The following is an 18,431-nucleotide window of genomic DNA, read 5'->3' on the forward strand; positions in this document are numbered from 1 at the left end:
AGAGGGCAATGGAATTCGCTTTTTATATCTGTGGCCTGATAGCCATCCTCGCTACCCTGCGGGTGATCACCCACACCAATCCGGTGCATGCGCTGCTGTACCTGATCATTTCGCTGTTGGCGATTGCCGGGGTGTTCTTCTCGCTAGGGGCTTACTTTGCCGGTGCGCTGGAAATTATCGTCTACGCCGGGGCCATTATGGTGCTGTTCGTGTTCGTGGTGATGATGCTCAATCTGGGCGGCAGCGAAATTGAGCAGGAGCGCCAGTGGCTGAAACCCGGGATCTGGATTGGCCCCGCCATCCTCTCTGCGGTACTGCTGGTGGTTATCGTTTACGCCATCCTCGGTATTAACGATCAGGGAATTGACGGTGCGGCGATTAACGCCAAAGAGGTCGGTATTGCGCTGTTTGGTCCGTACGTTCTGGCGGTGGAGCTGGCCTCCATGCTGCTGCTCGCGGGCCTGGTTGTTGCCTTCCATATCGGCCGCGAAGAGCGCGCCGGGGAAGTGCTGAGCAACCGCCCGAACGACAGCGATAAAAGAAAAACGGAGGAACACGCATGATCCCCTTAACACATGGACTGATCCTCGCCTCTGTCCTGTTTGTCCTCGGCCTGACGGGGCTGGTTATCCGCCGCAATCTGCTGTTTATGCTGATTAGCCTGGAGATCATGATCAATGCCGCGGCGCTGGCTTTCGTGGTTGCAGGAAGCTACTGGGGCCAGACCGATGGCCAGATAATGTATATCCTCGCCATCACCCTCGCCGCCGCGGAAGCGAGTATCGGCCTGGCGCTGCTGCTGCAGCTCCATCGTCGTCGCCAGAACCTGAACATCGATTCAGTAAGTGAGTTGCGCGGATGAACATGCTTACCCTAACCATTCTTTTGCCATTGATTGGCTTTGTTTTGCTGGCCTTCTCTCGCGGACGCTGGTCGGAGAATTTATCCGCCACCGTGGGGGTGGGTTCGGTCGGTCTGGCGGCGCTGGCGACGGCGTTTGTCGGCGTCGACTTCTTTGCCAACGGCAAACAGGCGGTCAGCGTTCCGCTGTGGACCTGGATGTCGGTGGGCGACTTCAATGTTGGCTTCAACCTGGTGCTGGACGGTCTCTCTCTGACCATGCTGTCCGTGGTCACCGGCGTCGGTTTCCTGATCCACATGTTCGCCTCCTGGTATATGCGCGGTGAAGAGGGCTACTCCCGCTTCTTCGCTTATACCAACCTGTTTATCGCCAGCATGGTGGTTCTGGTGCTCGCTGATAACCTGCTGCTGATGTACCTCGGCTGGGAAGGCGTGGGCCTCTGCTCCTATCTGCTGATCGGTTTCTACTACACCGATCCGAAGAACGGCGCGGCGGCAATGAAAGCGTTCGTAGTGACCCGCGTCGGCGACGTGTTCCTGGCGTTCGCGCTGTTCATTCTCTACAACGAACTGGGCACCCTGAACTTCCGCGAAATGGTTGAGCTGGCGCCTGCGCACTTTGCCGCCGGTAATAACATGCTGATGTGGGCAACCCTGATGCTGCTGGGCGGCGCGGTGGGTAAATCTGCGCAGCTGCCGTTGCAGACCTGGCTTGCGGACGCGATGGCTGGTCCAACGCCGGTCTCCGCGCTGATCCACGCCGCCACCATGGTGACCGCCGGCGTCTACCTGATTGCGCGCACGCATGGCCTGTTCCTGATGACCCCGGAAATTCTGCATCTCGTCGGGATCGTTGGGGCGGTAACGCTGGTGCTGGCAGGTTTCGCCGCGCTGGTGCAGACCGATATCAAACGCGTACTCGCGTATTCCACCATGAGCCAGATTGGCTACATGTTCCTCGCGCTCGGCGTGCAGGCGTGGGATGCGGCGATTTTCCACCTGATGACCCATGCGTTCTTCAAAGCGCTGCTGTTCCTGTCGTCCGGCTCGGTGATCCTCGCCTGCCACCACGAACAGAATATCTTCAAGATGGGCGGCCTGCGTAAGTCTATTCCGCTGGTGTACGTCTGCTTCCTGGTGGGTGGCGCGGCGCTGTCCGCACTGCCGCTGGTGACGGCAGGCTTCTTCAGTAAGGATGAGATCCTGGCGGGCGCGATGGCGAACGGTCATCTGAATCTGATGGTGGCCGGTCTGGTCGGGGCATTTATGACCTCCCTGTACACCTTCCGTATGATTTTCATCGTGTTCCACGGCAAAGAACAAATTCATGCTCACGCAGGGAAGGGGATTACCCATCATCTGCCGCTGATTGTGTTGCTGGTGCTCTCAACCTTCGTTGGCGCGCTGATTGTGCCGCCGCTGGATGGCGTACTGCCGCAGACCACCGAGCTTGAGCATGGACGCGTCATGACCCTGGAGATTGCCTCCGGAGTGATTGCCATCGCCGGTATTCTGATTGCCGCCTGGCTGTGGCTGGGTAAACGCACGCTGGTCACATCGATTGCCAACAGCGCGCCGGGTCGTCTGCTCGGGACCTGGTGGTACAACGCCTGGGGCTTTGACTGGCTGTACGACAAAGTGTTCGTCAAGCCGTTCCTCGGCGTGGCGTGGCTGCTGAAGAGCGATCCGCTGAATGCGCTGATGAACATTCCGGCGATCCTTTCCCGCTTCGCAGGTAAAGGCCTGGTGGTAAGCGAGAACGGCTATCTGCGCTGGTATGTGGCTTCAATGGGCATTGGCGCTGTCGTGGTGCTGGCGTTACTGATGGTATTGCGCTGAGTTTGAGGATTGTGGGCGTTGTCGGTTAACCCGACTTACAAGCAGTAGGCCCGGCAAGCATAGCGCTGCCGGGCAATAACACCCGCAATCCGAAGTGAATTTTCTGTGAGAATTCGTTGAAAATCGGTCCTGAACGGGACTTTAACAAGGAATAAAGATCGCCATGTTATTACCCTGGCTAATATTAATTCCCTTCATCGGCGGCTTCCTGTGCTGGCAGACTGAACGCTTTGGCGTGAAGATGCCGCGCTGGATCGCGCTGATCACTATGGGATTGACGTTTCTGCTTGGCCTGCAGTTGTGGATGCAGGGCGGCTATTCTCTCACGCAATCTACCGGTATTCCGCAGTGGCAGTCGGAATTCGTGATGCCGTGGATCCCGCGATTCGGGATTAGCATTCATCTGGCTATCGACGGTCTGTCGCTGCTGATGGTGGTGCTGACCGGGCTGCTCGGCGTGCTGGCGGTGCTCTGTTCATGGCGCGAAATCGAGAAATATCAGGGTTTTTTCCATCTTAACCTGATGTGGATCCTCGGCGGCGTGATCGGCGTATTCCTGGCTATCGACCTGTTCCTGTTCTTCTTCTTCTGGGAAATGATGCTGGTGCCGATGTACTTCCTGATCGCGCTGTGGGGCCATAAGGCTTCCGACGGTAAAACGCGTATCACGGCGGCAACCAAGTTCTTCATTTATACCCAGGCGAGCGGTCTGGTGATGCTGATATCCATCCTGGCGCTGGCGTTTGTGCACTTCAACGCTACCGGCGTATGGACCTTCAACTATGAAGAGCTGCTGAAGACGCCGATGTCGCACGGCGTGGAATACCTGCTGATGCTGGGCTTCTTTATCGCTTTCGCGGTAAAAATGCCGGTGGTTCCGCTGCACGGCTGGCTGCCGGATGCGCACTCTCAGGCGCCGACCGCGGGTTCCGTTGACCTCGCGGGGATCCTGCTGAAAACCGCGGCCTACGGCCTGCTGCGCTTTGCGCTGCCGCTGTTCCCGAACGCTTCCGCCGAATTTGCGCCGATCGCGATGTGGCTTGGCGTGATCGGTATTTTCTACGGCGCGTGGATGGCCTTCAGCCAGTACGATATTAAGCGTCTGATCGCTTACACCTCCGTCTCCCATATGGGCTTCGTGCTGATTGCTATCTACACCGGCAGCCAGCTGGCTTACCAGGGTGCGGTGATTCAGATGATCGCTCATGGTCTGTCAGCAGCCGGTCTGTTTATCCTTTGCGGTCAGCTTTACGAGCGTCTGCATACGCGCGATATGCGCCAGATGGGCGGTCTGTGGAGCAAAATTAAGTGGCTGCCGGCGCTGTCGATGTTCTTTGCGGTGGCGACCCTCGGGATGCCGGGCACCGGTAACTTCGTCGGCGAATTTATGATTCTGTTCGGTAGCTATAAGACCGTGCCGGTGATTACCGTTATTTCTACCTTTGGTCTGGTGTTCGCTTCCGTATACTCGCTGTCGATGCTGCATCGCGCGTACTTCGGTAAAGCAAAAAGCGAAATCGCCGCCAAAGCGCTGCCGGGAATGTCCCTGCGTGAACTGTCGATCATCCTGCTGCTGGTTGTTCTGCTGGTGCTGCTGGGCTTCTTCCCGCAGCCGATTCTGGACACCTCGCACTCTGCGATGAGCAACATTCAGCAGTGGTTTGTTAATTCTGTTTCTACTACAAGGCCGTAATTCGCCATGACAATAACTCCACAACAACTGATCGCACTGCTACCGTTGCTGATCGTCGGCTTGACGGTGGTGGTTGTGATGCTCTCCATTGCGTGGCGACGCAATCATTTCCTTAATGCCACGCTGTCGGTTCTCGGCCTTAACGCCGCGCTGATCTCACTCTGGTTCGTAGGCCAGAACGGGGCGATGGACGTCACGCCGCTGATCCGCGTTGACGGCTACGCCATGCTCTATACCGGCCTGGTGCTGCTGGCCAGCCTGGCAACCTGCACCTTTGCCTACCCGTGGCTTGAGGGTTACAAGGACAATAAAGAAGAGTTCTATCTGCTGGTGCTGATTGCCGCGCTGGGCGGCATTCTGCTGGCGGGCGCGAACCATCTTGCGGCGCTGTTCCTCGGCATTGAACTGATTTCGCTGCCGCTGTTTGGCCTGGTCGGCTACGCTTTCCGCCAGAAACGTTCGCTGGAGGCCAGTATCAAATATACGATCCTGTCCGCCGTTGCCTCTTCGTTCCTGCTGTTCGGTATGGCGCTGGTGTATGCAAATTCCGGTAACCTCTCCTTCCTGGCGCTCGGTAAGAGCCTGACGGATGGCATGCTGCATGAGCCGCTGCTGCTGGCCGGTCTCGGCCTGATGATTGTCGGTCTTGGTTTTAAGCTGTCGCTGGTGCCGTTCCATCTGTGGACGCCGGACGTCTACCAGGGCGCGCCTGCCCCAGTATCGACCTTTCTGGCCACCGCCAGCAAGATTGCTATCTTCGGTGTGGTCATGCGTCTGTTCCTTTACATGCCGGTGGGTGACAGCGAGGCAGTGCGGGTGGTACTGGGTCTGATCGCCTTTGCATCGATTATCTTTGGTAACCTGATGGCCCTGAGCCAGACCAACATCAAACGTCTGCTCGGCTACTCTTCCATTTCCCATCTTGGCTATCTGCTGGTGGCGCTGATTGCCCTGCAGAGCGGTGAGATGTCGATGGAAGCGGTGGGCGTCTATCTGGCCGGATATCTGTTCAGCAGCCTCGGCGCTTTCGGCGTGGTGAGCCTGATGTCCAGCCCGTATCGCGGACCGGATGCGGATTCGCTCTACTCCTATCGCGGCCTGTTCTGGCACCGACCTATTCTGTCGGCGGTGATGACGGTGATGATGCTGTCTCTTGCCGGTATCCCGATGACGCTGGGCTTTATCGGTAAGTTCTACGTGCTGGCGGTGGGTGTGCATGCGCACCTGTGGTGGCTGGTCGGGGCGGTGGTCGTGGGTTCGGCGATTGGCCTCTACTACTATCTGCGCGTGGCGGTGAGCCTCTACCTCAGCGCGCCGGAGAAACTGAATCGCGATGCGCCGTCTAACTGGCAGTACAGCGCCGGCGGCATCGTCGTGCTGATCTCCGCGCTGCTGGTGCTGGTGCTCGGCGTGTGGCCGCAACCGCTCATCAACATCGTACAGCTGGCGACGCCGCTGATGTAATGCTGCACGCAGATTGGGAACGAACAAGGACCGCTTCGGCGGTCCTTTTTTTATCTCTACCAGCAAGCGATGGGAATTTTCTTTAATATTGCCTATTTTTCGTATTATTCATGCTTTTTATCATATTAATCTCACTTTACGTTTCCACTCATCCTCTTATTTTCCGTACTATTATTGATACGCACACTGTTGTGTTCTGTAGATGGAGAAAGTGAATGAAAACAAGGCGTAAGCATTTGACTGTCGGTGAAGTTCAGCGTTTGGTTGATGCAGCCAGGCGGGGGGCTAACCCGGAACGCGATGTCTGTTTATTGTGGATGTGTTTTAATCATGGATGCAGGGTGAGTGAAATTCGTCACTGGAAGCTCTCGGATATCGATATTCAAAGCGGGGTTATTTATATTCGACGGTTAAAAAATGGCTTTTCAACGACCCATCCCATATATAAACAAGAGGTGAAAGTTCTTAATGAATGGCTGCGCGTGCGTAAGGATTATCCCGGTAATCATTCCGGCTGGCTCTTTTTATCGCGCAATGGTCAACCTTTATCCCGGCAGCGAATATATCAGATGATGAAGAACCTGAGTCTTGTCGCCCAGCTGGAGATCAGCGCTCATCCCCATATGCTGCGCCACGCCTGCGGTTTTGCGCTGGCTAACAACGGTGTCGATACGCGATTAATCCAGGATTTTCTCGGGCACAGGAATATTCAGCATACGGTCATTTATACAGCAAGTAATGATGCAAGATTTAGAGAGGTTTGGTAAATGAAATAGTCATTTTGTATCAAACTGTCTCCTATGCTATCCACAGGTGGTAACAATGTCAATTTATGATTAACAATATTTTTTGTTATGTTTTTCATATGCTTAAATTATATATTAGTGTCATTTATTCTTGGGGTTATTTAAATTAGTTTAATGCATGAGTTGTCTCTCCTTTCGACCCTTAGTGTTTTATCGTGTTTATTAAGGTTTCACCTGGCAAATATAAAATCAAATATGCCTTCCCTGGCAATTTATATTTCAATTAATTGAAGTGGTCAAATTGATACAAAATGACCACTTCAAAATATTATATCCATTCATGGGTCAATGTTTTGAAACGTTATTAATATCAAGCGTAAATAAAAGGATGCGCTCAGTATTGCGCTTTTAAATTAATGCATTGACTGCATTGAAAAGGATAAATCATGAAAAAAACATTACTTGCTGCTGTAGTTGCCGGTTGCGCGGCGTTCTCTGGTGCTGCGCTGGCGGATGACGGTCAGGTGAAGTTTCTCGGCGAAATCATCGATGCTGGCTGTGACGTGGTTAACGACATGACCAACCCGCTGGAAGTTCATATGGGGCAGATTGCCAAGACCGCGTTTAGCGGTACCGGTTCTACTGCGGCTGAACAGGATTTCTCGATCAAACTGGAAAACTGCCCGACGACCGTCGCCAAAGCATCGGTACTGTTCTCCGGCCCTAACGTCAACGGTGATAATGAAAAACTGGAGCTGACCGGCGCCGGTACCGATCCTGACGTTGCCGAAGGCGTGGCCCTGCAGCTGGTTGATGGCAGCAACAACAATACCCTGCCGCTGTTCACCCGTTCCACCAGCCTGAATATTCCGGCTACCGGCAAAATCGATCTGCCGTTCCGCGTTCGTTATATCCAGACTGATACCACAGTGGTTGCCGGTAAGGCAGACGGTAGCGCGAACTTCACTATCAGCTACAACTGATTCTCCGTTTGTATGACAGTGTTAGCGAGCCCTGCGTGGCTCGCTTTTCCAGGGAGCTGGAGATGAAACGATACCTGAAAGTGCTAATGGCTGGATGGCTGTTAGTGGGCGCTGCGGCACATGCGGGCGTCGTCACCGGGGGCACTCGCCTGATATATCCCGGGGGCAAAAAAGAGTCCTCTCTGAGCGTTACCAATACCGATGCTACGCCTTATCTCATTCAAAGCTGGGTTGAAGCTGCGCAGGGGGCCGCCCCTTTTCTGTTGACTCCGCCTTTATTTCGCCTGGATGGCGAGCAGCAAACCCGTCTGCGGGTGATTTATAGCGGCGGCCTGCCGGAAAACAAAGAGAGCATGTTCTGGATGAACATCAAAGCGATTCCTTCTTCGCAAGCGAAAGCCGGGGCCAACACCCTGCAGATCGCGATCAAAACGCGCATCAAACTCATCTATCGACCTAAATCCGTCGTGGGTTCGCCGGAGATGGTAACGGAACAGCTTCGCTGGGCGCGTAGCGGTAACACGCTCCAGGTAACCAATCCGACCGCGTTCTATATGAATTTCGCCGAGGTCAAAATAGGCGGGGCCGAAGTCAAGGACGCCAACTGGGTGGGGCCAGGGGAAACGGCGCGCTTTGAACTACCGCGCGGTAGCGCCGGCGCTTTGCAGTGGAAGCTGATTAACGATTACGGCGGAATCGGCGCGCAGCACCGCGCTAATTTGTAGAGGCTGTCTGGCCAGGGAGTTCCAGAGAAAATGAAAAATAATCATAAAAAATGGCGGCTTAACCGGATAGCCGGAGCTCTGGCCGTTGCGCTGTTACCGCTGTGTGACGAGGTCCTGGCGCGGGATGTTTTCAACCCGGCCCTGTTGGAAATGGATGGACCTCAGACGGGCATCAGGGATTTATCAGCCTATGAGCAGGTCGGAGGCCAGCAGCCGGGCAGCTATCGGGTGGATATTTACCTTAATAACGTTTTTATGGATACCCGCGATGTGACTTTTCAGCAGGGGGAAGGCGCCGGGAAAACGGAACTGCAGCCGTGCCTGAAGGTCGAAGAGCTTGCGGAATGGGGCGTGCGCGTCTCCCGATTTCCAGATTTAGGGCGAAAGTCAGCAAACTGTGCGGATATGAGCGTCATACCGCAGGCGAAAGCCGAGTTTCGTTTCAGCCAACAGCGGCTGTTATTAAGCTTCCCTCAGGCGGCAGTGTCCAGCGCAGCCCGGGGCTGGGTCGATCCTAAACAGTGGGATGACGGGGTGACGGCGCTGCTGCTGAATTACGCTTTTAGCGGAGCCAACAACTGGTCGCGCAAGAACGACACGCCGGATAGCGATAATCAATACGTTAACCTCCGTCCCGGTATTAACATCGGACCGTGGCGTTTGCGTAACTACACGACCTGGACCCGCAGCAGCGGCGGCGGCGAGTCGAGTAACAGCTGGGATACGGTCTACACCTATGCGCAGCGCAATATTAATGCTCTGCAAGGGGTGATGACGCTGGGCGACAGTAGCACCGACGCCGACGTTTTTGAAGGCATTCCCTTTCGCGGAGCGATGCTGGCTTCCGATGACGATATGCTGCCGGAAAGCCTGCGCGGCTATGCGCCGGTTGTGCGCGGGATCGCGCGGACTAACGCCCAGGTCATTATTCGCCAGAACGGCTATGAGATTTATCAGACCTACGTCTCCCCCGGGGCATTTGAAATCACCGATATGTATCCGACCGGGGGGTCTGGCGATCTGTCGGTGACTATCAAAGAGGCCGATGGCAGCGAGCAGAACCTGATCGTGCCCTATGCTTCACTCCCCGTTCTGCAGCGTGAAGGGCGTCTGAAATATAGCGTAACTACTGGGGTGTATCGCGCCTACGACAACAGTATTGACGAGACGCCTCTCTCTCAGGCAACGGCCATCTACGGTCTGCCATGGGGATGGACGTTGTACGGCGGCGGTCAGTTTAGTAGCAAATATCAGTCGCTGGCGTTGGGTATGGGCAAAAACCTCGGCGAACTGGGAGCCGTGTCGACCGACGTTACCCAGGCCTGGTCGAATCGCCAGGATAAAGATAAAGAGAGCGGTCAGTCGGTTCGTCTTCGTTACAGCAAAGATCTTCCGGGATTAGGGACCAACGTCAGCCTGGCAGGATATCGCTATGCCACCAGCGGTTACTGGGATATGCAGGAGGTGCTGGATACCTATCGCGATGACGCCTATACGCCTTCAGTGGAACGGCGGCGCAACCGGGGAGAGGTGACGATCAGCCAGAGTCTTGGCGATGAGATGGGGTCGCTATCGCTAAGCTATATTCGCGAGGACTACTGGAGCACTGGTCGTACCATGGAGTCCGTGGGCGTCGGTTACAACAATAGCTGGCGCGGCATCAGCTATAGCATGAACTATAGCTACAATCGCAATACCACCGATCAGAACACCGGTAAACGTAATGATGAAGACCATCTGTTCGCCTTAAGCATCAGCATACCGCTGGGCGAATGGCTACCTAATCCGGTCTATGCCAACTACTCCCTTAACAGCAGCAAAAATGGCTCCACGACCAACAACCTGGGCCTCTCCGGTACCTTGCTGGAGCGTAACAACCTGAGCTGGAGCGTACAGGAAGGTTACACCAGCCAGGGAAGAGGGGAGAGCGGCAGCGTTAACGCCGACTGGCGTGCGACCTACGCGGAACTGACCGGCGGCTACAGTCATGATAAATATAGCCACCGCCTTAACTACGCCCTGCGCGGCGGAGTTCTGGCGCATGAGAATGGGCTGACGCTCGGGCAGCCATTTGGTGAAACCCTCGCTTTAGTTAAAGCCCCGGGCGCCGCTGGCGTTGGCATCAACAACCAGACCGGCGTCAGAACCGACTGGCGGGGCTATGCCCTGGTGCCTTACACCTCGCCGTATCGTAAAAACACCTTAACGCTTGATACCAGCACGATGCCGGATGATGTCGACCTTGAGCTAACGACGCAAACGGTGGTGCCAACCCGCGGGGCGGTAGTGCGCGCTAATTACGCTACCAGCGTCGGTAGCCGGGTGCTGATGACGGTGCGTCAGGATAACGGGCGGCCGGTGCCTTTTGGCGCCATGGTCAGCATTCCTGGAGCCGCGTCATCTGAGCAAGCTTTTATCGTTGGCGATAGCGGCCAGGTCTATCTGACCGGGCTGGAATCTAGCGGCGTACTTAACGTGAAGTGGGGGGCCAGCGCGCAAGATCGCTGCCGGGTCCAGTATGCGCTGCCGTCAGGGAAAAGCCTCACCGGCATTATCGTAGCCCAGGGGCTATGCCGTTAATCGAAAGGATGCAGAGACAATGAAACGATTTTCATGGGGATTACTGACCGGTCTGGCGGCGCTGGCGATATCGTCGCAGACTATGGCGGAAACGGGCTGGTGTCAGAATACGGGTAATGGCGGAGCTCCTTTCCAGGACAGCTTTTCATTTATTGAAACTTTTACTAACCCTTCGCAAAACCAGGCCGGAATGGCGTTCCCTCGTCTGTACCATTGGACTACCGGGGGAACCTATCAGGCGAAATGTGATTGCGGTAGCGATGTTACTGGTACTACGTATTTTCGAGCCACGGTTCCGGGATTAGTCGCGACGCAAACCCGAAGCGGCTTGAATTATTATCAGCTGAATAAATACCTGGAAATCGCCAGCGAGCTATTTATTGCCGGCGGGGTGAATCAGTATTTACCGACGCCCATTCAGGATAAAAGCAATCTAAATAATCAGGGTTATGCCTGTAATCCGGGCGGTACGCTGTTTAATACCGGTTCAGTGGGATATATCTCGCTCTACTTTACCCGGCCGTTCGTCGGTCAGGTGACGATCCCGCCAACGGTGATCCTGAACGTTTACGGGTCGCGGAAAACGGGGAGCTATAGCAGTATTCCTCTCACGCAGATCTCAATGAGCGGCTCGGTAACAGTACCGCAGTCCTGCGAGATTAATACCGGTCAGCCGATTAATATCGACTTCGGCGATATTGCCGCGAATAACTTTAAAACTTCAGGTCAGATGCCGACGGGCTTTACGCCGCATGTTGTCAATATGACGGTAGCCTGTACTAATATTTCCTCAGGGGTAAAAATTGCGCTTTCCTTCCAGGGAACGGCGGATACGAATGACAGTACCGCGCTGGCGACCACAAATAGTGATATTGCGGTTCGTATAGAAAATATTACTGGTGTCAAAATCCCCGTTATATCCGGAATGCTGCCGGTCAATCTGAATTACGCGACCCAGAAAGGGGACACGACCATGAAAATCTATCCGATTAATACCACCGGGAATGTACCCGATGGCGGCGGATTTACGGCGACGGCAACCATTCAAGCAGAAATCGAATAGCAGGAGTGAATAATGAAAAAGGCGCTATGGCTGGCATTGCTGCTGCCTGTTTTTTCATCCTGGGGCGGCATCCCTCTGAACGTGAAGGGTAATATTTATTATCTCCCCTGCGACGTCAGCACCGATACGAAGTATCAGGAGGTGAATTTCGGCACGCTGCTGAATATCGATTTTCAAACTGCCGGCACCGCTTCTGAGTGGAAAACCTTTAGCCTGAACGTTGAAAATTGCCCGGTGGGTACGACGAAAGCGACGGTGAAATTTGATGGCGTGACCGACGGCGATGATGCCACGCATTTCGCCAATATGGCCGCCAGCGATGCGGCGCAAAATATCGCGCTGCAGATAACCAATACCGATCATTCCACAACCTATAAAAACCAGGATCGGATGACTATTGCTATTAACGGTAGCACCGGCAAAGGCGAATTCCCGCTGGCCGCGCGCTTATATTCAACGCAGGGCGGAGCAAAAGTGGGAAAATTCGAGTCGGTGGTGCAGCTGACTTTTACCTATCAGTAATTGTATGTATTAAATGGATGAAAAGGAATGTCATATGCAGGATGAGACGGAATATCTGAGCGTTAAAGACGTTGAGCGCCTGGTGCTTGCCGCACATTATTGTGCGCACCCCGAGAGAAATAGCTGCATGATCCAAATGTGCTTTTTGCACGGTTGTCGGATTAATGAAATTACCGCATTAACTTTGCGGGATGTCGACCTGCCGGGAAAACGAATTTATATTCGCCGGGCGCGTCACGGTATCTCGGGGTATCATCCATTACAACCCAAAGAGATTATCTCATTACAGCGCTGGCTGTTGGCCAGAGAGTGTTATCCAGCCCATAATGATTTACTCTTTATCTCTTCGCGGGGAAATCAGATGACTCGCCAGCGTTTTTATCAAATCATTCGTGAATGCTGTGAGCTGGCGAAACTGAAGCAAAATATTCACCCGCGGATGCTGCGCCATGCTTGCGGATATGAATTGGGTAAAAAAGGCATAGATGATGACTCTATCCAGGATTATCTGGGCTATCGCAATTTAAAATCTATTCTGCGTTATAACGGTTATGTTGAAGAGTAATTTTTGGCGTAATCGCGGGTAACGTTCATCTCCCGCGTTACGCCTGTTTTTTTATTCGATGTTATAAACCAGAAAATCTTCCGCCAGCACGGTAGGGGGAAAGACCTCCCGACACTCAGCCAACAGCCGCTGACAGCCTTCGGCATCATAGCGCGAGCTAAAATGAGTGGCGATAAGCGTCCCGACACCTGCTTCCCTCGCTAACGCCGCCGTTTGCTGGCTGGATGAATGCCCGCGACCGTTGGCTTTTTCCGCCATCGCCTGTTCGAGCGTAACCTCATGAACCATAACGTCCACGCCGCGCGCCAGCTCCAGCGCCTCCGGGCAGGGGGCGGTATCGCCGAAAATCGCCAGCTTCTTACCCGGCGTTGCCGGCCCAAGGTAGCGGCTGCCGTCAATCAACCGACCATCTTCCAGTTCAACCGTCAGCCCCAGTTTTAAGCGGTGGAACAACGGACCGGGAGGCACGCCCTCGGCGATAAGCTGTGCGGCATCAAGGGTACCCGGCTTATCATGCTGTTCGATCCGATAGCCGTAGCACTCAACCGGATGGTTTAACGGCCAGGCGGTGACCCGGAAACCGGCTTCATCAAATACCAGACCCGGTTCGACTTCGACGATAGCCAGTGGATAATCGGTCCAGGAACCGCTAAGACGCAGAGCGGTTTCCACAAACTCCTTAAGCCCCTTTGGCCCGTACAGCGTTAATGGCAGAGAATTACCCTGCATTGAGCGGCTGCACAGCAGGCCGGGAAGACCGAAAAGATGATCGCCATGTAAATGGGTAATAAAGATCTTATTCAGCTTGCCGGGATGATAAGGGGTGTGGAGAAACTGATGCTGCGTTCCCTCCCCGCAGTCGAACAGCCACATCTCCGCCATAGTTGGCTGTTGCAAATTCAGCACCATCGACGTCATATTACGCGTACGGGTTGGCACGCCAGCGGATGTCCCCAAAAAGAGTAATTCCATCGTCCAGTGTCCTCAGGGCGTGGGTCAAAAAACAAAGTATACCAACTAAGGAACCGCAGATGATGACATGGCAGGATCTTCACCACGCTGAACTGACCGTCCCCCAACTCTATGCTGTGCTGAAATTACGCTGTGCGGTGTTCGTTGTCGAACAAACCTGCGCCTATCAGGATATCGACGGCGACGATCTGGTAGGGGAGAACCGCCATCTTCTCGGCTGGCGCGGCGATGAACTGGTGGCCTATGCGCGCATTCTCAAGAGCGATGATGAATATGAGCCGGTCGTGATTGGCCGGGTGATCGTCAGCCCGGCGGTGCGCGGCGAAAAGCTGGGCTATCAACTGATGGAGCAGGCGCTGGCCAGCTGCCGTCAACACTGGCCGCAGAAGGCCATTTATCTTGGCGCCCAGGCGCATCTGCAAAAATTCTACGCCAGCTTCGGCTTTGTGCCGGTGACCGACGTCTACGACGAGGACGGCATCGACCATATTGGCATGGCATACGAAATCGCCACCCACTAGCCGCCGGGCTGATTAAAAGCCGCTCCCTCATCGTGGGTACTGCTATTCCGCAGCAGTACCCCGTATAATGTGGGGTTTTTACTCCGTGGAGGTTTGCGTGCTGTCTGTGTCCACCGCGCTGGAAAGCTTGTACCGCTGCCTGGATGAAGCGTTTCCGCCATCGCCCGGCTGGCGCATCTTCGATATCCCCTTCGCGCTGAATGACGCTTTTGATCCGCTTCTGTGGTGTACCCATCAGCAGCAGTGGCCGCAGTTCTACTGGCAGCAGCGCAGCGGCGATGAAGAGCTGGCCGCTCTGGGGGCGGTAAAAATCTTTTCCTCTCTGCCGCAGGCGCACGCTTTTCTTCAGCAACAAGCGCGTGACGATCTGCGGATTTGCGGCCTTAACGCGTTTGATCCGCAGCGCGGCATGCTGCTGTTGCCGAGGCTGGAGTGGCGTCGGCTTGGCGGTCACGCCACGCTACGCCTGACGCTGTATAGCGATACCTCACTCCGTGACGATGCCTGCGCGGCGCGCGAGTTTCTCCGCTCGCTGACGACCCGGCAAGCGCAGCCTGGCACGCTTCCTTCTCTGCTCAGTGAGCAGCATTTCCCGGCTTATCCGCAGTGGCGAGATCTGGTTGCACAGGCGACACAGGCGATAGCGGCAGGGGAGATGGATAAAGTCGTGCTGGCGCGCGCCACCGATTTACAGTTTGCCGCCCCGCTGAACGTCGGGGCGATAATGGCCGCCAGCCGCCGCAGCAATCTGCACTGTTTTCATTATCTGATGGCCTTTAATCCGCAAGAAGCCTTCTTCGGCTCAACGCCGGAACGGCTATGGCGACGGCGCGGCGCGCTGATGCGTACCGAGGCGCTGGCGGGAACAGCGGCCAGCCATGAGGACGATCGCCAGGCGCAGCGCCTGGGCGACTGGCTGATGGGCGATGACAAGAACCAGCGGGAAAATATGCTGGTGGTTGAGGATATCTGTCAGCGTATGCAGGCGGAGACGCGCGCGCTGGAGGTGCTGCCGCCGCAGATCGTCCGTTTGCGTAAAGTGCAGCATCTGCGGCGCTGTATATGGGCCGAGCTGGACGTCCCCGATGATGCCCGCTGTCTGCGCCAGCTCCAGCCCACGGCGGCGGTCGCCGGGCTGCCGCGTCAGGTGGCGCTGGATTTTATCACCCGGAACGAGCTTTTTACCCGCGACTGGTATGCGGGCTCTGCCGGTTATCTGTCGCTGGCGCAAAGCGAATTTTGCGTTTCGCTACGCTCGGCGAAGGTACGGCAGCATACGCTCAGGCTCTACGCCGGAGCAGGCATCGTCAGCGGCTCTGACCCGGAGCAAGAGTGGCAGGAAATTGAAAATAAAGCTGCAGGATTGCGTTCGTTACTGCTCACAGAAGCAGAGATAAAACGATGCATATCAAAACGGCAATAACGGGCTTTATCTATACTTAGCGTCAATATTTGATATCGGACAAATTCATGTCAGTAAGCGCATTTAACCGACGCTGGGCGGCGGTGATCCTCGAAGCTTTAACGCGCCACGGCGTGCAGCATATCTGCATTGCGCCCGGATCGCGCTCGACCCCTTTGACCCTGGCTGCGGCGGAAAACCGCGCGTTTATTTACCATACCCACTTTGATGAACGCGGCCTTGGCCATCTGGCGTTAGGGCTGGCAAAAGCCAGCGGCCAGCCGGTGGCGGTGATTGTCACTTCCGGCACCGCCACGGCCAACCTCTATCCTGCGCTGATAGAAGCGGGTCTGACCGGCGAAAAACTCATTTTACTGACCGCCGACCGGCCGCCGGAGCTCATCGACTGCGGTGCGAACCAGGCCATTCGTCAACCGGGCATGTTTGCTTCGCATCCGTCGCAGACCCTGGCCCTGCCGCGCCCATCGCAGGATATCTCCGCCCGCTGGCTGGTCTCGACCCTCGACCAGGCGCTCGGCGCGCTGCACTGCGGCGGCATTCATATCAACTGTCCTTTTGCCGAACCGCTGTACGGCGATATGGACGACACCGGGGTCGCGTGGCAGCAGCAGCTCGGCGACTGGTGGCAGAGCGACAAGCCCTGGCTGAGTCACAATCTGCATCTGGAAAGCGAAAAGCAGCGCGACTGGTTTTTCTGGCGGCAAAAACGCGGCGTCGTGGTTGCCGGACGAATGAGCGCGGAAGAGGGCCTGAAGGTTGCCGAATGGGCGAAAACGCTCGGCTGGCCGCTGATTGGCGATGTCCTTTCGCAAACCGGGCAGCCGCTCCCCTGCGCCGATCTGTGGCTCGGTAACGGTCAAGCGGTTAGCGAACTGGCGCAGGCGCAAATTATCGTTCAGCTGGGCAGCAGCCTGACCAGCAAACGCGTTTTGCAGTGGCAGGCCACCTGCGAACCTGAAGAGTACTGGCTGATCGACAACCTGCCGGGTCGTCTGGATCCCGCCCAACATCGTGGTCGCCGACTGGTGTGCGCCATCGACCGCTGGCTTGAACAGCATCCGGCGGAAAAGCGGCAGCCGTGGGCTACCGTCATTCCTGCGCTTTCACGCCAGGCATGGCAGGCGGCTGTCGCCAGCAGCGAGGATTTCGGCGAGGCCCAGTTGGCGCAGCGAATCCGTCGCTACCTGCCGGATCAGGGCCAGCTGTTTGTCGGCAACAGTCTGGTGGTGCGCTTAATTGACGCCCTGTCGCAGCTTCCCGCAGGCTACCCGGTCTACAGCAATCGCGGGGCCAGCGGAATAGATGGTCTGCTGGCGACGACGGCCGGCGTGCAGCGTGCCAGCGCGCGTCCGACCCTGGCCATCGTCGGCGATCTCTCGGCGCTTTACGACCTCAATTCGCTGGCGCTGCTGCGTCAGGCCTCCGCGCCGCTGGTGCTGATTGTCGTCAACAATAACGGCGGGCAGATTTTCTCCCTGCTGCCAACGCCGCAGGAGCAGCGCAGCCAGTTCTATCTGATGCCGCAGAATATCCATTTTGCGCACGCGGCGGCGATGTTCGATCTGACTTATCATTGCCCCGCGGACTGGAGTGAGCTGGAGCGCGCGCTGGACGTTGCCTGGCGAGCGCCCGGCGCAACGCTGATCGAGCTGGTGGTTAATGAAACCGACGGTACGCAAACCCTCCAGCAGCTGCTTGCGCAGGTGAGTCAGCTATGATTCTGCACGCGCATGCGGAACGCGGGCTACCGGGCTATCCCTGGCTGGTCTTCTTGCATGGTTTTGCCGGCGATAGCCTCGAATGGCGGGCGGTGGGGCAGGCGTTCGGCGCGTATCCGCGTCTCTATATTGACCTGCCGGGCCACGGCGGCTCGGCGGATAGGGCAGTTAACCGTTTTACGGATGTCAGCGAGCTGATTAAGAATACGCTAATTAGTTACAACATACATAAGTACTGGCTGGTGGGGTACTCCCTCGGCGGACGGGTGGCGATGTATTATGCCAGCCAGTCGCATGAGGGGCTCTGCGGGCTGGTCGTCGAGGGAGGGCATCCGGGTCTGGCGGACGATAATCAGCGTGCGCAGCGCCGGCGCAGCGATGCCGCCTGGGCTGAACGCTTTCGCCGAGAGCCGCTTACGCAGGTCTTTGCCGACTGGTATCAGCAGCCGGTCTTCGCCTCCCTGGACGCAGCGCAGCGTGCGGCGCTGGTTGCGCTACGCAGCTGCAACAACGGCAGGGCGTTAGCAGCGATGCTGCAGGCCTGCTCACTGGCTGAACAGCCCGATCTGCGCGAGGCATTACGGGCGCGCGATTTCCCATTCCATTACCTTTGCGGCGAACGCGACGGCAAGTTTCGCGCCATCGCCGATGAGCTATCCGCCATCACGCACGTGATTAATCATGCCGGACACAACGCGCATCGGGAAAACCCCGATGCAGTCGTGGCTTGTCTGGCGCAGTTTTTAGCGAGTTAAC

At 56.1% G+C, this 18,431-nt stretch carries 17 protein-coding genes; 16 read left to right on the forward strand and 1 reads right to left on the reverse strand.

The features are described 5' to 3' along the window. The first annotated feature begins 8 nt into the window (after window positions 1–8). The 12 genes from nuoJ to ABLV75_RS08860 all read left to right on the forward strand — a co-directional run bounded on the left by nuoJ (window position 9) and on the right by ABLV75_RS08860 (window position 13,041). The gene (nuoJ, locus tag ABLV75_RS08805) at window positions 9–563 is read left to right on the forward strand and encodes an NADH-quinone oxidoreductase subunit J (RefSeq protein WP_004104064.1); all 555 of its coding nucleotides are present in this window, start codon (window positions 9–11) and stop codon (window positions 561–563) included. After that, entirely contained in the window at window positions 560–862 is a 303-nt protein-coding gene (gene nuoK / locus ABLV75_RS08810) for an NADH-quinone oxidoreductase subunit NuoK (RefSeq protein ID WP_004104062.1), read from the forward strand. The genes nuoJ and nuoK overlap by 4 nt, the downstream gene beginning before the upstream one ends. Next, complete coding sequence (nuoL, locus tag ABLV75_RS08815) at window positions 859–2,700, forward strand: NADH-quinone oxidoreductase subunit L (RefSeq protein WP_004104060.1); 1,842 nt, start codon at window positions 859–861, stop codon at window positions 2,698–2,700. Before nuoK ends, nuoL begins: the two co-directional genes overlap by 4 nt. 163 nt (window positions 2,701–2,863) lie before the next feature. After that, on the forward strand, window positions 2,864–4,393 hold the full coding sequence (nuoM, locus tag ABLV75_RS08820) for an NADH-quinone oxidoreductase subunit M (protein ID WP_004104059.1): 1,530 nt from the start codon (window positions 2,864–2,866) through the stop codon (window positions 4,391–4,393). Between the two features lie 6 nt (window positions 4,394–4,399). After that, entirely contained in the window at window positions 4,400–5,857 is a 1,458-nt protein-coding gene (gene nuoN / locus ABLV75_RS08825) for an NADH-quinone oxidoreductase subunit NuoN (RefSeq protein WP_004104058.1), read from the forward strand. A gap of 215 nt (window positions 5,858–6,072) precedes the next feature. After that, window positions 6,073–6,624, forward strand: coding sequence for a tyrosine-type DNA invertase (locus ABLV75_RS08830; protein ID WP_004104057.1), 552 nt, complete (start codon window positions 6,073–6,075; stop codon window positions 6,622–6,624). A 425-nt stretch (window positions 6,625–7,049) separates the two neighbouring features. Continuing rightward, window positions 7,050–7,586 (forward strand): fimbrial protein, encoded by a 537-nt coding sequence (locus ABLV75_RS08835; protein WP_004104056.1) that lies wholly within the window; start codon window positions 7,050–7,052, stop codon window positions 7,584–7,586. Window positions 7,587–7,648: 62 nt separating this feature from the next. Beyond that, window positions 7,649–8,311 carry a molecular chaperone gene (locus ABLV75_RS08840; protein ID WP_004104055.1) on the forward strand — a complete coding sequence of 221 codons (663 nt, stop codon included), beginning with the start codon at window positions 7,649–7,651 and terminating at the stop codon, window positions 8,309–8,311. 30 nt (window positions 8,312–8,341) lie between these two features. Then, the gene (locus ABLV75_RS08845; RefSeq protein ID WP_032734290.1) at window positions 8,342–10,891 is read left to right on the forward strand and encodes a fimbria/pilus outer membrane usher protein; all 2,550 of its coding nucleotides are present in this window, start codon (window positions 8,342–8,344) and stop codon (window positions 10,889–10,891) included. Between the two features lie 19 nt (window positions 10,892–10,910). Beyond that, complete coding sequence (locus ABLV75_RS08850) at window positions 10,911–11,954, forward strand: fimbrial protein (RefSeq protein WP_004104053.1); 1,044 nt, start codon at window positions 10,911–10,913, stop codon at window positions 11,952–11,954. A gap of 12 nt (window positions 11,955–11,966) precedes the next feature. Then, a complete protein-coding gene (locus tag ABLV75_RS08855) occupies window positions 11,967–12,476 on the forward strand; it encodes a fimbrial protein (RefSeq protein ID WP_004104052.1) in 510 nt (169 codons plus the stop codon). A gap of 34 nt (window positions 12,477–12,510) precedes the next feature. Continuing rightward, on the forward strand, window positions 12,511–13,041 hold the full coding sequence (locus tag ABLV75_RS08860; protein WP_004114230.1) for a tyrosine-type recombinase/integrase: 531 nt from the start codon (window positions 12,511–12,513) through the stop codon (window positions 13,039–13,041). A gap of 51 nt (window positions 13,042–13,092) precedes the next feature. On the opposite strand, the gene rnz is transcribed toward ABLV75_RS08860, so the two are convergent. Next, complete coding sequence (gene rnz, locus ABLV75_RS08865; RefSeq protein WP_004104045.1) at window positions 13,093–14,013, reverse strand: ribonuclease Z; 921 nt, start codon at window positions 14,011–14,013, stop codon at window positions 13,093–13,095. A gap of 59 nt (window positions 14,014–14,072) precedes the next feature. On the opposite strand from rnz, the gene ABLV75_RS08870 reads away from it, so the two are divergent. The 4 genes from ABLV75_RS08870 to menH all read left to right on the forward strand — a co-directional run bounded on the left by ABLV75_RS08870 (window position 14,073) and on the right by menH (window position 18,430). Continuing rightward, window positions 14,073–14,534 carry a GNAT family N-acetyltransferase gene (locus ABLV75_RS08870; protein WP_004104042.1) on the forward strand — a complete coding sequence of 154 codons (462 nt, stop codon included), beginning with the start codon at window positions 14,073–14,075 and terminating at the stop codon, window positions 14,532–14,534. A gap of 97 nt (window positions 14,535–14,631) precedes the next feature. Beyond that, complete coding sequence (gene menF / locus ABLV75_RS08875; protein ID WP_050545148.1) at window positions 14,632–15,957, forward strand: isochorismate synthase MenF; 1,326 nt, start codon at window positions 14,632–14,634, stop codon at window positions 15,955–15,957. 47 nt (window positions 15,958–16,004) lie between these two features. After that, window positions 16,005–17,675 carry a 2-succinyl-5-enolpyruvyl-6-hydroxy-3-cyclohexene-1-carboxylic-acid synthase gene (menD, locus tag ABLV75_RS08880; RefSeq protein WP_004104038.1) on the forward strand — a complete coding sequence of 557 codons (1,671 nt, stop codon included), beginning with the start codon at window positions 16,005–16,007 and terminating at the stop codon, window positions 17,673–17,675. Beyond that, window positions 17,672–18,430, forward strand: coding sequence for a 2-succinyl-6-hydroxy-2,4-cyclohexadiene-1-carboxylate synthase (gene menH / locus ABLV75_RS08885; RefSeq protein ID WP_004104036.1), 759 nt, complete (start codon window positions 17,672–17,674; stop codon window positions 18,428–18,430). The genes menD and menH overlap by 4 nt, the downstream gene beginning before the upstream one ends. Window position 18,431 lies beyond the last annotated feature (1 nt).

It is taken from the genome of Klebsiella sp. CN_Kp066 (assembly GCF_040065135.1).
Lineage (GTDB): Bacteria > Pseudomonadota > Gammaproteobacteria > Enterobacterales > Enterobacteriaceae > Klebsiella > Klebsiella oxytoca.